Origin of the sequence: Halomonas heilongjiangensis (assembly GCF_002879645.1) — a bacterium.
Taxonomy (GTDB): Bacteria; Pseudomonadota; Gammaproteobacteria; order Pseudomonadales; family Halomonadaceae; genus Halomonas; species Halomonas heilongjiangensis.
Genome location: NZ_PNRE01000063.1, coordinates 17,933 through 32,438, shown reverse-complemented (window position 1 = coordinate 32,438; position 14,506 = coordinate 17,933). Strand labels below are relative to the sequence as shown.

Annotated in this window: 13 protein-coding genes; 5 read left to right on the top strand and 8 right to left on the bottom strand. The window is 68.7% G+C overall.

What is annotated here, in order from left to right:
• The first annotated feature begins 164 nt into the window (after positions 1 to 164).
• The gene (locus C1H66_RS14250) at positions 165 to 1,151 is read left to right on the top strand and encodes a serine/threonine protein kinase (RefSeq protein WP_102628550.1); all 987 of its coding nucleotides are present in this window, start codon (positions 165 to 167) and stop codon (positions 1,149 to 1,151) included.
• Positions 1,152 to 1,219: 68 nt separating this feature from the next.
• On the opposite strand, the gene C1H66_RS14245 is transcribed toward C1H66_RS14250, so the two are convergent.
• The gene (locus C1H66_RS14245; RefSeq protein WP_102628549.1) at positions 1,220 to 1,771 is read right to left on the bottom strand and encodes a TraB/TrbI/VirB10 family type IV secretion system protein; all 552 of its coding nucleotides are present in this window, start codon (positions 1,769 to 1,771) and stop codon (positions 1,220 to 1,222) included.
• 319 nt (positions 1,772 to 2,090) lie between these two features.
• Here C1H66_RS14245 and folE point away from each other — a divergent pair, with 319 nt between their 5' ends.
• The 3 genes from folE to C1H66_RS14230 all read left to right on the top strand — a co-directional run bounded on the left by folE (position 2,091) and on the right by C1H66_RS14230 (position 4,650).
• Positions 2,091 to 2,648: a GTP cyclohydrolase I FolE gene (gene folE, locus C1H66_RS14240; RefSeq protein WP_102628548.1), complete on the top strand. Its 558-nt coding sequence runs from the start codon at positions 2,091 to 2,093 to the stop codon at positions 2,646 to 2,648.
• Between the two features lie 25 nt (positions 2,649 to 2,673).
• Positions 2,674 to 3,084: a dihydroneopterin triphosphate 2'-epimerase gene (gene folX, locus C1H66_RS14235; protein ID WP_102628547.1), complete on the top strand. Its 411-nt coding sequence runs from the start codon at positions 2,674 to 2,676 to the stop codon at positions 3,082 to 3,084.
• Positions 3,085 to 3,192: 108 nt separating this feature from the next.
• The gene (locus C1H66_RS14230) at positions 3,193 to 4,650 is read left to right on the top strand and encodes an NAD-dependent succinate-semialdehyde dehydrogenase (protein ID WP_102628546.1); all 1,458 of its coding nucleotides are present in this window, start codon (positions 3,193 to 3,195) and stop codon (positions 4,648 to 4,650) included.
• A 278-nt stretch (positions 4,651 to 4,928) separates the two neighbouring features.
• Here C1H66_RS14230 and purH read toward each other — a convergent pair whose 3' ends face one another.
• The 7 genes from purH to dsbD form a co-directional block, all read right to left on the bottom strand.
• A complete protein-coding gene (gene purH / locus C1H66_RS14225; protein WP_102628545.1) occupies positions 4,929 to 6,512 on the bottom strand; it encodes a bifunctional phosphoribosylaminoimidazolecarboxamide formyltransferase/IMP cyclohydrolase in 1,584 nt (527 codons plus the stop codon).
• A 112-nt stretch (positions 6,513 to 6,624) separates the two neighbouring features.
• A complete protein-coding gene (gene fis, locus C1H66_RS14220) occupies positions 6,625 to 6,897 on the bottom strand; it encodes a DNA-binding transcriptional regulator Fis (protein WP_102628553.1) in 273 nt (90 codons plus the stop codon).
• 74 nt (positions 6,898 to 6,971) lie between these two features.
• On the bottom strand, positions 6,972 to 8,033 hold the full coding sequence (gene dusB / locus C1H66_RS14215) for a tRNA dihydrouridine synthase DusB (protein ID WP_102628544.1): 1,062 nt from the start codon (positions 8,031 to 8,033) through the stop codon (positions 6,972 to 6,974).
• 115 nt (positions 8,034 to 8,148) lie between these two features.
• Positions 8,149 to 9,060 carry a 50S ribosomal protein L11 methyltransferase gene (gene prmA / locus C1H66_RS14210; protein ID WP_102628543.1) on the bottom strand — a complete coding sequence of 304 codons (912 nt, stop codon included), beginning with the start codon at positions 9,058 to 9,060 and terminating at the stop codon, positions 8,149 to 8,151.
• Between the two features lie 103 nt (positions 9,061 to 9,163).
• Positions 9,164 to 10,507 carry an acetyl-CoA carboxylase biotin carboxylase subunit gene (accC, locus tag C1H66_RS14205; protein WP_102628542.1) on the bottom strand — a complete coding sequence of 448 codons (1,344 nt, stop codon included), beginning with the start codon at positions 10,505 to 10,507 and terminating at the stop codon, positions 9,164 to 9,166.
• A 29-nt stretch (positions 10,508 to 10,536) separates the two neighbouring features.
• Complete coding sequence (gene accB / locus C1H66_RS14200; protein ID WP_102628541.1) at positions 10,537 to 10,998, bottom strand: acetyl-CoA carboxylase biotin carboxyl carrier protein; 462 nt, start codon at positions 10,996 to 10,998, stop codon at positions 10,537 to 10,539.
• 251 nt (positions 10,999 to 11,249) lie between these two features.
• Positions 11,250 to 13,103 (bottom strand): protein-disulfide reductase DsbD, encoded by a 1,854-nt coding sequence (gene dsbD / locus C1H66_RS14195; RefSeq protein ID WP_102628540.1) that lies wholly within the window; start codon positions 13,101 to 13,103, stop codon positions 11,250 to 11,252.
• A gap of 191 nt (positions 13,104 to 13,294) precedes the next feature.
• On the opposite strand from dsbD, the gene C1H66_RS14190 reads away from it, so the two are divergent.
• Positions 13,295 to 14,506, top strand: a complete 1,212-nt coding sequence (locus C1H66_RS14190) for a DUF2333 family protein (protein WP_102628539.1) — start codon at positions 13,295 to 13,297, stop codon at positions 14,504 to 14,506.

Sequence of the window (14,506 nt, the reverse complement as noted above, 5' to 3'; positions counted from 1 at the left end):
GTGGTGCTGGTCGATGACGTCATGACCACCGGCGCGACCCTGGACGCCCTGGCGGCGGCCTGTCGCCGCGCCGGCGCCGAGTGGGTGGAGGTCTGGGCGGTGGCGCGCACCCCGTTGCACCTCCACCTCTGATAGGATGCACGCTTTCCCCCTTCGGAGCGCCCATGGCCACCACTACCCATCCCTTCGCCCGCCTGGAGCCCGCCCGGATCGTGGCGGCGGTGGAGTCGCTCGGCCTGTGGCTGCCCGGCGAGCCCTTCGCGCTGAACAGCTACGAGAATCGCGTCTTCCTGGTACACGACGAGGAGCGCCGGCGCTGGGTGGTCAAGTTCTATCGCCCCGAGCGCTGGAGCGATGCCCAGATCCAGGAGGAGCATGACTTCCTGGCCGAGCTCGAGGCGGCGGGGGTGGCGGTGGCGGCCCCGTGGCGCAATGAGGCGGGCGAGAGCCTGCACCGCGCCGAGGGGTTCCGCTTCGCGCTCTACCCCCAGCTGCCGGGACAGGCCCCGGAGCTCGAGAACCCCGCCCACCTGTTCGTGCTGGGCGAGCTGATCGGTGCCGTCCATGAAGTGGGGCGGCGCTCGACCTTCGCCCACCGCCTGACCCTGGACCTGGACGCCATGCTGGTCGAGGCCCGCGAGCGGGTGCTGGGCAGCGCCTGGCTGGATCGTCGCCAGCGCCGGGCCTACGAGCGGATCACCGATACCCTGTATCGGCAGCTGGCGCCCCATGCCTGGGCGCCCGAGCGGGCGATCCGCGTCCATGGCGACTGCCATATCGGCAATATCCTGGGGCGCGACGAGCACTTCGCGCTGGTCGATTTCGATGACTGCCTGACGGCGCCCGCGGTGCAGGACCTGTGGATGCTGTTCACCGCCGAGCGCGACGAGGAACGCCAGATGCAGCTCTCCGAGGTGATCGAGGGCTACGAGCAGCACCTGGACTTCGACCGCGGCGAGCTGGCGCTGGTGGAGCCGCTGCGCACCCTGCGGTTGTTGCGGCACAGTGCCTGGCTGGTGGCGCGCTGGGACGATCCGGCCTTTCCGCCGGCCTTCCCCTGGCTGGCCGACGCCGGCTACTGGGACGGGCATATCCGCATGCTGGAGCAGCAGCGGCAATTGCTGGAGCAGAAGCCCCGCTGGCTGGCGTGACGTTCACCGCGCCGGAACGCACGACGCTCCCGGGGGGAGCGTCGTGGCGGGGCGCGGAAGGGCAGGCCTCAGTCGTCGTCGGGATCCGGTGCCTCGGCGGGAATCGGGTTGGCCACGCCGGCCCCTTCGGCCTGGCGGCGCTGTTCGTTGATCTGCGCCGAGGGGTTGTCCTGCTGCTCGATGGCGAGCCCCTCGGCAAACTGCAGCAGGAAGCCCGCGGACGGCTCCAGCGCACAGCGACCCTCGTCGCAGTCGGCGGCCACGCCGTAGCTGCCGTCCTCCTCGTAGGCGGCGGCCGAGACCTCGCCGCTGTAGATCTCGCTGTCGCTGCCGTCGGTCTCGATGCAGGTCAGGGCCTTGGCGGTGAGGCGGATGCGTTCACCGTCCAGGCGGGCATCGCCGATCACCACGCAGTACTCCGGTAGCTGGTGGGTGCCGTTGCCGTCGGCGACCGGCCGCAACACGATGTCGTCGTGACGCGGCTCGTCCTGGCTCAGGTGCAGGGAGTCGATGACCTGGAATTCGACCCGGGCGTCGCCGGGGAGCTCCAGGGTGGCGCCGAGCGCCAGGGACGGAATCAACAGGGCCGCGGCCAGCAGCAGGGTGGGGGTCTTGATCATGTCGGCTCTCGAGGATGACTGGGGCACAGCATGAAGGGAGGCTCATTCTACCATAGTGGTCGGGGTGGAGCAGCCGTGGCGCCGCTCCTGCCGGCGCGACATACTGTCACCCCGATGCAGGCGGGGGCCTGCGCATGGCCCCCGCCTTGCGCTAGAATGCAGGGTTCGTGGATGCCGGCATTGTACGCTGTGTCTTCTATGTATACGTTTTGTATAAGAAGTGCCGCGTGGCATGTCGCTGCCGGCGGCCAGCGGGGCCGGTGACCCTCACCACTGACTGCGTGCACCACGACAACCGACAACGCCATGGGGCCCGACGATGACCGAAGAACTCGCCAACCACTATCGCCAGATCATCCTCGAACTGGGGGAGGATCCCGAGCGGGAGGGCCTGCGCGACACCCCGAAACGGGCCGCCAAGGCCATGCAGTTCCTCAATCATGGCTACAACCAGTCCCTCGAGGAGATCGTCAACGGTGCCGTCTTCGAGTCGGAGACCGATGAGATGGTGCTGGTCAAGGACATCGAGCTCTACTCCATGTGCGAGCACCACCTGCTGCCCTTCATCGGCAAGTGCCATATCGCCTACCTGCCCAAGGGGCGTGTACTGGGCCTGTCGAAGTTCGCCCGCATCGTCGACATGTACGCCCGCCGCATGCAGATCCAGGAGAACCTGACCCGACAGATCGCCGAGGCGGTCCAGCAGGTCACCGGGGCGAGTGGCGTGGCGGTGGTGATCGAGGCCCGTCACCTGTGCATGATGATGCGTGGCGTGGAGAAGCAGAATTCGAGCATGACCTCCTCGGTGATGCTGGGGGGCTTCCGCGACAACCAGCCGACCCGCCAGGAGTTCCTGACCCTGGTCAACGGCCGCTGAGCCCCGCTGCGCAAGGAGTCCTGCCATGCCGCTGCACGCCATCGACGACCAGCACTTCGACCATGACCTGGCGACCATTCGCCTCAAGAACCTGCGGCTGCGTACCCATATCGGCATCAAGGACGATGAGCTCCACAATCGCCAGGACGTGGTGATCAATGCGGTGATCCGCTATCGCGCCGACAAGGCGGTGGCGTTCAACCATATCGAGCAGGCGCTGAACTACCGCACCATCACCAAGCAGGTGATCGCCCATGTCGAGGACCACCGCTTCCTGCTGCTGGAGCGCATGACCCGTGAGGTGCTCGATCTGATCATGGCCCACGAGCAGGTACTCACCGCCCAGGTCGAGATCGACAAGCCCAATGCGCTGCGCTTCGCCGACTCCGTCTCCATCACCCTCTCCGAATCCCGCGAGCCACGCCGCCCGCGCTGAGTCAGGCGCGGTATCATGCCGAAATGGATTGGCTTCGGTGCGGGGGGGCCTTTACGCTTAGCATGAAGGTAAACCGACAACTGGCCGCAGATGCGGCAGGAGACGAACATGCAAGCCCTCAAGGAAACGCAGCTCTATTGCCCCTTCGCCTATATCGACGGCAGTTGGGTCGCCGCCGACAGCGGTGAGCAGATCGACGTGCTCAACCCGGCCACCGGCGAGAGCATGGGCAATGTGCCGCGCCTGGGGCGGGTCGAGACCGAGCGCGCCATCGCCGCCGCCGATGCTGCGCTGCCGGCCTGGAAGGGGCTGACCGCCCAGGAGCGTGCCGACATCCTCATGAAGTGGCACGACCTGATGCTCGAGCACCAGGACGACCTGGCCATGATCATGACCCACGAGCAGGGCAAGCCGCTCAAGGAAGCCGCCGGCGAGATCGCCTATGCGGCGAGCTTCCTGCGCTGGTTCGCCGAGGAGGCGCGGCGCATCTATGGCGAGACCGTTCCCGCCGCCAAGCCCAGCCAGCGCATCGTGGTGACCAAGCAGCCGGTGGGGGTGGTGGGGGCCATCACGCCCTGGAACTTCCCGGCGGCGATGATCACCCGCAAGGCCGGTGCGGCGCTGGCGGCGGGCTGCACCGTCGTGGTCAAGCCGGCCAGCCAGACCCCGTTCTCGGCGACGGCCCTGGCGCTGCTGGCCGAACGGGCCGGCGTACCGCGCGGGGTGTTCAACGTGGTGCCGGGGCGTGCCGCCGAGATCGCCGCCACGCTGACCGAGTCACCGCTGGTGCGCAAGATCACCTTCACCGGCTCCACCGAGGTGGGTCGCCAGCTGATGGCCCAGGCCTCGCAGCACATCCAGAAGATCTCGCTGGAACTCGGAGGCAACGCGCCCTTCATCGTCTTCGAGGACGCCGACCTCGACGCCGCGGTGGAAGGCGCCATGGCCGCCAAGTTCCGCAACGCGGGCCAGACCTGCGTCTGTACCAACCGCTTCCTGGTGCAGTCCAGCGTGGTCAACGCCTTCTGCGAGAAGTTCGCCGTGGCCATGAACAGCGAGCTCAAGGTGGGGAATGGCACCGAGGCCGGCATCAACATCGGGCCGCTGATCGACGACAGCGCCGTCGCCAAGGTCAGCGAGCATGTCCACGATGCCGTGGACCACGGTGCCGAGCTGCTGCTGGGCGGGCACCCGCACCCGCTGGGCGGCAACTTCTTCACCCCGACCCTGGTCAGCTTCGCCACCAGCAGCATGAAGGTGGCCCACGAGGAGACCTTCGGCCCGCTGGCGGCGGTGTTCCCCTTCGATGACGAGGAGGACGCCATCGCCATGGCCAACGACACCGAATACGGCCTGGCGTCCTACTTCTACTCCCGCGACCTGGGTCGCGTCTGGCGGGTGGCCGACGCCCTGGAGTACGGCATGGTGGGCATCAACACCGGGCTGATCTCCAACGCCGCCGCGCCCTTCGGCGGGGTCAAGGCCTCGGGCCTGGGGCGCGAGGGTGGCCACCAGGGACTGGAGGAGTTCCTCGAGACCAAGTACCTCTGCATCGACCTGGGGTAAGAGTTGGAAGCTTGAAGAGCGGCGCTACGCGCCTGGAAGCTGGAAGAAGAACACCCCTACCGCATGGCAGTGAGGGTAAGGGGGTTCGTAGGAGCTCGGCTCTGCCGGGCGATTGGCGCCGCAGGCGCCCCGGCGGTGTCGAACGACCGTTGTGGCCTCCGCCTATCGCCCCGCGGAGCGTGGCTCCTACAGGATGAATCGCCCCCGCCTTGGTGGCCAGCATCAGAAAACCCGCGACCTGGTTGGTCGCGGGTTTTTTTCGTCATGCAGCGAGCGGCTCAGTGGCGGAAATGTCGCATCCCGGTGAAGACCATGGCGATGCCGGCCTCGTTGGCGGCGTCGATCACCTCCTGGTCGCGCATCGAGCCGCCGGGCTGGATCACCGCGGTGATGCCGGCCGCCGCCGCGGCGTCGATGCCGTCGCGGAACGGGAAGAAGGCGTCGCTGGCCATCACCGAGCCGGGCACCGAGAGGCCCTCGTCGGCGGCCTTGATGCCGGCGATCTTCGCCGAGTAGACGCGGCTCATCTGGCCGGCGCCGACGCCGATGGTCTGGCCGGCCTTGGCGTAGACGATGGCGTTGGACTTGACGTACTTGGCCACCTTCCAGGCGAACGCCAGGTCGCGCATCTCCTGCTCGCTGGGCACCCGCTCGGTGACCACGGTCAGCTCGTCGCGACCGACCATGCCCAAGTCGCGGTCCTGCACCAGCAGCCCGCCGGTGACACGCTTGAAGTCGTGGGCGTGCTCGCGCTCGCCGGGCCAGCGCTCTTCGCCGACATCGAGCAGGCGCACATTGGGCTTCTCGGCGACGATGGGCAGGGCGTCGTCCTCGACCCCGGGGGCGATGATCACCTCGACGAACTGGCGGTCGATGATGGCGCGGGCCGTCTCGGCATCGAGCGGTTCGTTGAAGGCGATGATGCCGCCGAAGGCGCTGGTGGGGTCGGTGGCGAAGGCCTTTTCGTAGGCCTCGCAGGGGGTGATCCCCACCGCCACGCCGCAGGGGTTGGCGTGCTTGACGATCACGCAGGCGGTCTCGGTGAAGGCCTTGACGCACTCGAAGGCGGCATCGGTGTCGGCGACGTTGTTGAACGACAGCGCCTTGCCCTGCCGCTGGGTGGCGGTGGCCACGCTGGCCTCGCGGGCATCGGCCTCGACGTAGAAGGCCGCGCCCTGGTGGGGGTTCTCGCCATAGCGCATGGCCTGCTTCTTGACGAACTGCAGGTTGTAGGTGCGCGGGAAGCCGTCCTCGCCGCCGGGCACCCGTTGGCCCAGGTAGTCGGCGATGGCGGCGTCGTAGCCGGCGGTGTGCTCGAAGGCCTTGACCGCCAGGTCGAAGCGGGTGGCCTCGGACACCGCCCCATTGCCGGCGGTGATCTCGGCCAGCACTCGGGCGTAGTCGTCGGCGCTCACCACGATGGTGGTGTGGGCATGGTTCTTGGCGCAGGCGCGCACCATGGTGGGGCCGCCGATGTCGATGTTCTCGATGGCGTCCTCGAGGGTGCAGTCGGGCCGGGCCACGGTCTCGGCGAAGGGGTAGAGGTTGACCACCACCATGTCGATGGGGTCGATGCCGTGTTCGGCCATCACCGCGTCGTCCTGGCCGCGCCGGCCCAGGATGCCGCCGTGGATCTTCGGGTGCAGGGTCTTGACCCGGCCGTCCATGATCTCCGGGAAACCGGTGTGTTCGGAGACTTCGGTGACGCTGATGCCGTTCTCCTGGAGCAGGCGGAAGGTCCCGCCGGTGGAGAGCAGATCGATGCCGTGCTCGGCGAGTCCGCGGGCGAAGTCGATGATGCCGGTCTTGTCGGAAACGCTGATCAGCGCGCGGCGAACCGCGCCGGAGGAGGGTTGAGCCATGGGGTCACTCTCGGCTGGCAGTGGGTGGGTGAAATGTCGGGTCACGGAAAGCGGGCCACGCAACGGGCGGTGGACAAGGCGAAGGGAGTCCGCGCGGGGCTCCCTTCGGGGGTCAGATCAGGCCGTACTGCTTGAGCTTCTTGCGCAGGGTGCCGCGGTTGAGGCCGAGCATTTCGGCGGCCCGGGTCTGGTTGCCCTGGGTATATTCGAGCACGGCGCTCAGCAGTGGCGACTCGACCTCGGCCATGACCATGGCGTAGAGGCCGGTGACATCACCGCCGTCCAGGTGGTCGAAGTAGCGTCGCATGGCGGCGTCGACGGCTTCGCGCAGCGGTTGTTGCGACGCCGCACCGGCCGGGGAAGCATCCCGGGCGGAGTCGGCCATGCCGGTGAGATCACGGGAGGTCCGGGCGGCATCTAGCCCCGACAGCTCGGGATTCTGGGGGAAGGCTTGGCTGGTCATGCGGCACAGATTCCATCCGATGCCACGGCCCGTGCCAGGCGGCTCGGGGCCGTGGCGGGCTCGTGACGAAACAGTTCGTCAATGAAGCGGCACTGGGCTGTCGAGCACTCCAGGCCATTGAAGGTGGCCCGCAGGGCGCGTCGGTCCGTCTCGCCGAGGCGGGTATCACCGGCCAGATACCAGCCGACATGCTTGCGTGCAATGCGCACACCCATGTGCTCACCATAGAAATCATGCAGGGCCGCGAGATGGTCGCGCAGGACGCTGGCGCGTTCCTCGTCGGCCGGGGGAGAACGATGCTCGCCCTGGCGAAGGTAGTGATCGATCTCGCGAAAGATCCAGGGGTTGCCCTGGGCTCCGCGGCCGATCATCACCGCATCCGCACCAGTATAGTCGAGGACTCGGGCGGCCTTCTCGGGAGAATCGATATCGCCGTTGGCGAAGACCGGAATACTCACCGCGGCCTTGATGGCGGCGATGGTGTCGTATTCGGCCTCGCCCGAGTAGCGCTGCTGACGATGGCGGCCGTGGACGGCCAGGGCCTGGATGCCGGCGGCCTCGGCGAGCCGGGCCACGTGGACCCCGTTGTTGCTCTCGGCGCACCAGCCGGTGCGAATCTTCAACGTCACCGGGATGTCAACGGCGGCCACCACCGCCTCGAGAATCTCGGCCACCAGGGCCTCGTCGCGCAGCAGCGCCGAGCCGGCCGCCTTGTTGCACACCTTCTTGGCCGGGCAGCCCATGTTGATGTCGATGATCTCGGCACCGTGCTCGGCATTGAGTCGTGCCGCCTCGGCGAGCATGGCGGCGTCACCGCCGGCGATCTGTACCGCCCGGGGCCCCGGCTCGCCGCGATGATCCAGGCGCAGACGCGACTTGCGGGTGTGCCACAGGCCGGGGTCCGAGGTGACCATCTCGCCCACCACCAGGCCCGCCCCGAGTTGCCGGCAGAGCTGCCGGAAGGGGCGGTCGGTGACCCCGGCCATGGGCGCCAGGATCACCCTGTTGGGCAACTCGAAGCGGCCGATCCGGGGCAGGGAGGAACGGGTCTCGGGCATGATGGCGTCTGTTGGTTTGAAGGGGGCATATCATACGCCCCCGATCGTCGATGGTGAAGGCGATCTTTGGTCGGTCGGGCAATGTCCGCCGTTCACGTTGCCCGGTACCCGCTGTTCACATCGCCCGGTACCCGCTCAGTCGCACCCAGCCCTCGCGCACGACCGGTTCGTCCATCAGCAGGCCCTCCGCGCGGTAGGCCTCGAGCACCTCCTCGGCCTGGGGCTCGAGGATGCCGGAGAGCGCCAGGAGACCACCGGCAGCGACATGGCCGGCGATGGTCGGCGCCAGCTCGACCAGCGGACCGGCGAGGATATTGGCGAGCACGACCGGAAAGCCGCCGGCGTCGAGCTGCTCCGGATAGCAGAGCCGGAAGTCGGCCTCGGCGATGGCGTTGCGCTCGGCATTGTCGCGGCTGGCCTGCAGCGCCTGGGGATCGATATCGGTGCCCACGGCGCTCTCGGCACCGAGCTTCAGGGCGGCGATGGCCAGGATCCCGGAGCCGCAGCCGATGTCGAGCACCTCGCGACCCTCGAGTACGCCGGCCACCGCCAGGCCATCGAGCCACTCCAGGCAGAGCGCCGTGGTGGGGTGGGTGCCGGTGCCGAAGGCGAGCCCCGGGTCGAGGTGCAGGTTCACCGCGCCGGGCTCGGGGGGCGCGTGCCAGCTTGGCACGATCCACAGCCGCTGGCCCATGCGCAGGGGCGTGAAGTCGTCCATCCACTCGCGCTCCCAGTCGCGGTCGGCGAGGAGTTCGTGCTCGATCACCGGGAGCGGCTCGCCGGGCATCGTCTCGGCCCAGGCGGCGGCCAGCCGCTCGAGCATCGCCGCGATACCCTCCAGATCGTCATAGAGTCCGGTGAGCACCGTCTCGTTCCACAGCGGGGTGCTGCCTCGCTCGGGCTCGAACACCGGGTCGTCGTGGGCGTCCTGCAGGGTGATGGCGGTGGCGCCTTCGGCGAGCAGCAGCTCTTCCAGGGTCTCGGCCTGCTCGGGGGCGATATGGGCCTTCAGTTGCAGCCAGGGCATGGCGGGCTCCTTGAGGCGTCAAGGGGCGATCGGATCGCCGGGGTGACGGACAACGGGAAACGAAAACGGGGTGGCGTCGGCCACCCCGCGAAGCGCTGCGCGATTACTGCGCGAGCTTCTTTTCCAGGTAGTGGATATTCACGCCACCCTGCTGGAAGTAGCCGTCGCGGACCAGGTCCTTGTGCAGGTCGGTGTTGGTCTTGATGCCTTCCACCAGCAATTCGTCCAGGGCGTTGCGCATGCGGATCAGCGCGGTCTCGCGGTCGGCGCCCCAGGTGATCAGCTTGCCGATCAGCGAGTCGTAGTGGGGCGGCACCGTGTAGCCGGTATAGACGTGGGAGTCCATGCGCACGCCCAGGCCGCCCGGCGGGTGGTAGAGGGTCACCTTGCCGGGGGAGGGCATGAAGGTGCGGGCATCCTCGGCGTTGATGCGACACTCGAAGGAGTGGCCGTTGATCTGCACGTCTTCCTGGCGGACCGACAGCGGCAGCCCCGAGGCGATGCGCAGCTGCTCGCGGACGATATCCACGCCGGTGACCATCTCGGTGACCGGATGTTCCACCTGGACCCGGGTGTTCATCTCGATGAAGAAGAACTGGCCGTTCTCGTAGAGGAACTCGAAGGTGCCGGCGCCCCGGTAGTCGATGGTGAGGCAGGCCTGCCGGCACGCCTCGAGCACCTCGGCGCGGGCGGCGGGATCGATGCCCGGGGCCGGCGCTTCCTCGATCACCTTCTGGTGGCGGCGCTGCAGCGAACAGTCGCGGTCGAAGAGGTGGATGGCGTTGCCCTGGCCATCGGCCAGTACCTGGACCTCGACGTGGCGCGGGTTCTCGAGGAACTTCTCCATGTAGACGGTGCCGTCGCCGAAGGCCGAGTGGGCCTCGGTCCGGGTGACGGTGACCGCCGAGAGCAGGTGCGCTTCGGTGTGTACCACGCGCATGCCGCGCCCGCCGCCGCCGGCGGCGGCCTTGATGATCACCGGGTAGCCGATGCGCCGGGCGATGGCGACGATCTCCCCTTCGTCGTCCTCCGGCAGCGGGCCGTCGGAACCGGGCACCGTGGGGACACCGGCCTTCTTCATCGACTCGATGGCGCTGACCTTGTCGCCCATCAGGCGGATGGTCTCGGCCCGCGGGCCGATGAAGACGAAGCCGGAGCGCTCGACCTGTTCGGCGAAATTGGCGTTTTCGGAGAGAAAGCCGTAGCCGGGATGGATGGCGCTGGCATCGGTGACTTCGGCGGCGCTGATCAGCGCCGGGATGTTCAGGTAGGACTGGGCCGAGGGCGCCGGCCCGATGCACACGGCCTCGTCGGCCAGGCGCACGTGCATCAGCTCGCGGTCGGCCTTGGAGTGGACCGCGACGGTCTTGATGCCCAGCTCCTTGCAGGCGCGCAGGATGCGCAGGGCGATCTCGCCGCGATTGGCGATGAGAACCTTGTCCAGCATGATGGGGTCCGCCAGTGTCTGTGGGAAGATCAGGAGATGACGAGCATCGGCTGGTCGAACTCGACCGGTTCGCCGTCCTCGACCAGGATCGCCTCGATCACGCCATCGCGATCGGCCTCGATCTGGTTCATCATCTTCATGGCCTCGATGATACACACGGTATCACCCTTCTTGACGCTGGAGCCCTCCTCGATGAAGGGCTTGGCGCCCGGTGCCGGCGAGCGGTAGAAGGTGCCGACCATGGGCGAGGTCACGGCGTGGCCCTGATAGGCGGGCGCGGCTTCGCCGGCGGGTTCGGCGGGAGCCACCGGGGCCGGGGGGGCCGCCGCCGGTGCCGGTGGCGCATAGCCCTGGGGCATGGGCTGCTGCCAGTTCGTGCCGTTGGGGTGTCGGCTGATGCGTACCGATTCCTCGCCTTCCTGGATCTCGATTTCGCTGATGTTGGACTCTTCGAGAAGTTCGATCAGCTTCTTGACCTTGCGGATATCCATGACTCTAGTCTCGATCGATTGGTATCGGTGGGTGGCCGGTTGCCCGGGCGACGCTGTCAACCCGGGCCAACTCGCAATAGATCGCGGCAAGATGGCGACTCTTTCCGCCTCTATCGGCCTTGATAAGGCATTGACGCCGGAGTGTGCCGAAAATCGGCGTGGATGTCCAGCCAGCAGGAGAACAGCGTTCGATGGCGGAATTTAAACGCCTGTTTGACGATGTTCACGGCATCGCAGGACGAGCCGGCATATCAACTGCGACGGGCGTCGAGCCATGCCAGCAGGTCGTCCAGGTGGCTGGCCAGGGCGGCGGGGCGCACCTCGCCCTGGATGCGCGCCGCGCGGATCTCCTCGGCATCGTCGAAGAACAGCAGGCTCGGCGGGCCGAACAGCCCGAAGCGGTCGAGCAGCTCGCGGGAGGTGTCGTCGGTCGCGGTGACGTCGACGTTGATGCGGGCGAAGGTGGCAAGGGGCTCGGCGACGCGGGGGTCGGGGTAGACCTGGCGCTCCAGCTGCTTGCAGGAGATGCACCAGTCGGCGGTGAAGTGGACGAAGGCCGGGCGGCCCTCGTCGCTGGCGGCCTGCAGGGCGGCTTCCAGGGTGTCGAGGCTACGCACGGTGGTGACCTCGACGGTCTCGCCGGCCGGACCGGGCTGGGTCAGGCGGGGCGCCAGGGGGCGCAGCGGGTCGTGGGCGCCGCGGGCGGCACCGAACACCAGGGCAATGCCCCAGGCCAGCAGCAGGATGCCGGTGGCCTGGCGTACCCGCGGCCAGCCCTGGGCCTGATTGACGGTCAGCGCCCCCAGCGCCAGGGCACTGCCGATGGCCAGCGCCGCCCACAGCAGCAGGGCCATGGCAGAGGGCAGCAGGCGCTCGACCAGCCAGATCGCCACCCCGAACAACAGAATGCCGAAGGCGATCTTGACGCCGTTCATCCAGGCGCCGGTACGTGGCAGCAGGGTGGTGCCGAAGGTGCCGACCACGAGCAGTGGCACGCCCATGCCGAGTCCCAGGGCGAGCAGGACGGCGCCGCCCAGCAGGGCGTCGCCGGTGGTGGAGATGAACACCAGGGCGCCGGCCAGAGGCGCCGAGACACAGGGCGAGACCACCAGTACCGAGAGCGAACCGGCCAGGGCCAGGCCGCCGGGGCCGCTGTGCTGGGCACGAGCCTGCCAGGCATCGATGCGTCCGGCCAGCCGGGGCGCCAGGCGCAGGTTGAAGGCTCCGAGCATGGCCAGGCCGAAGAGCACGAACAGCACAGCGAAGGCGATCAGTACCGGCGGGGACTGCAGCCGCGCCTGGAGGTTGAGCCCGGCGCCGAACAGTCCCATCAGCACGCCCACCGCCGCGTAGGTCAGCGCCATGCCGGCCACATAGCTGGCCGAGAGGACGAAGGCGCGCGGCCGGGTCGGGTGCTGGCCGACGATGATCGACGACAGGATCGGCACCATCGGCAGCACGCAGGGGGTGAGGGTGAGCCCCAGCCCGGCGAGGAAGAACAGGCCCAGGGCCAGCGGCAGGCTGGCATCGCTCATCAGGGCGCTGAAGCGGCCATCCTCGCTCTGGGGGGCGGGGGGCGCCGTGTCGGGGGCCGCGGCATCGCGACCGCGACCGCCATTGTCGTCATCCCCGGCCAGCCAGCCGGCGAAGGCCGCCGGTGCCGAGCTCTCGGGCGCCTGCAGGTCGACCCGCTCGGGGGGGTAGCAGAGGCCGGCATCGGCGCAGCCCTGGAAGGTCAGGGTGAGGTCCAGCGGCCCCGAGGGGGCGTTCTCGAGTGGCACCTCGAAGACCACCCGGTCGTAGAAGACGTAGACATCGCCGAGGAACTCGTCGCTCTTGAACTCGCCCGGCGGTAGCCGGGGCTCACCCAGATCGAGTGCTTCATCCCCGGCCTCGACGGCGAACTGGTGACGGTAGAGGTAGTAGCCGTCGGCATTCTCGACCCCCACGAACAGGGTCTCGCCGTCGTGCCAGGCACTGGGCTGGAAGGCCTCCAGCACCGGCAGGAAATCGCCGCCGGAGCCGTTCGAGGAGAACCACTGGGCGTGACCGGCGAGCGGCAGCAGCGCAAGGGCGAGCAGGCAGGCCAGGCGTCTGATGATCAACTCGGTCTTCCTCTTCCAGGTAGGCGCGATTAGGACTCTCGCGGCTGCTCGGGGTTCCACACCGGGCGCCGCGAGTAGAATTCAGCTGCTAGGATAACCCAGGAAGCCGGCACTGTTGATCGCATGATGCCGCTCCCGGCTGCGCCCCATTGTCGCGCCGCCGCCTTTGCCAACTTCAGGGAATCAGGACCATGGCTTTGACGGAAAAGGGTGCCGCCAGGCGCCGCAGGAGGACCGAGGCACTCGAGCGTCCGGACTATGGCTGGATCTGGAAGCCGCTGCTGGCGCTGGTGGTGATCTACCTGCTGGTGGTCGTGGCGCTGGGGATCTGGTGGAGCCGGGAGCCGGCGGCCTTCGACGTCGAGCAGGCCACCGCCGAGCAGCGCGGCGAGGCGGCATCCGCTCCGGCTGCCCGTGGGGCCGTGACCGCGGCCACCCTGATGCGCGTCGTGAGCACCCTGCGCGACAAGCCCGGTGGCTACCTGCGCAACGACATCGCACCGCCGGGGCTGTGGCTGGACAACATGCCCAATTGGGAGCTGGGGGCGCTGATCCAGGCCCGCGACCTCGCCCGGGCGCTGCCGACCATGGAGGAGGGCGACCAGCCGGCGCTGGCGGAGGTCGCCGACCGACTGGGGGGAGATGGTCGCGACTGGCTCTATCCCTCCACCGAGCATCGTCTCGAGCAGGCGCTCGACGCTCTCGGCGACTACCTGGCGGCGCTGGGCGAGGAGGGCGGAGCGGGCTTCGATGCCGGCGCCGGCCTGGCGGCCTGGCTGGAACAGGTCGGCAGGCGGCTCGACGACCTGGGGGCGCGACTCTCCGCCAGCGTCGGCAACCGTGAGCGGCTGCGCGACCTGGGCATCGATGCCGGCGAGCTGCCGTCGCGCACGCCCTGGTACCGGGTCGACGATATCTTCTTCGAGGCCCGCGGCACCGGCTGGGCGCTCCTGCATCTGCTCGAGGCGGTGCGCCGCGACCAGGCGGACGTGCTCGAGCGGGCCGATGCGCTGGGCGAGTGGGAGTTGCTCGTCGCCGAGCTCGAGCGGACCCAGCGACGGCTGTGGAGCCCGATGGTGCTCAACGGGTCGGGCTTCGGCATCTTCGCCAACCATTCGCTGGTGATGGCCAATCACGTGATCCGGGCCAGGGACCTGGCCCGGGAGCTGGCCGGGACGCTCGAGGCGCCGCCGGCCGGGTTGGCCGCCCCCGAGGCGGCCGAGGAGGAGCAGCCCGTCGAGCCGCCGGTGGAAGCGGTGGAGCGCAGCGAGGATGCCGGGGGCGAGAGCCCGCCCCCGGCCCTGGCATCGCCCGAGGAGGCCCGGGAGGACGAGCAGGCCAAGGAGCCCGAGCCGCTGTCGGAGCCGACCCCGGAGGACGAGGGTGGGGCGTCCGAGGGGTGA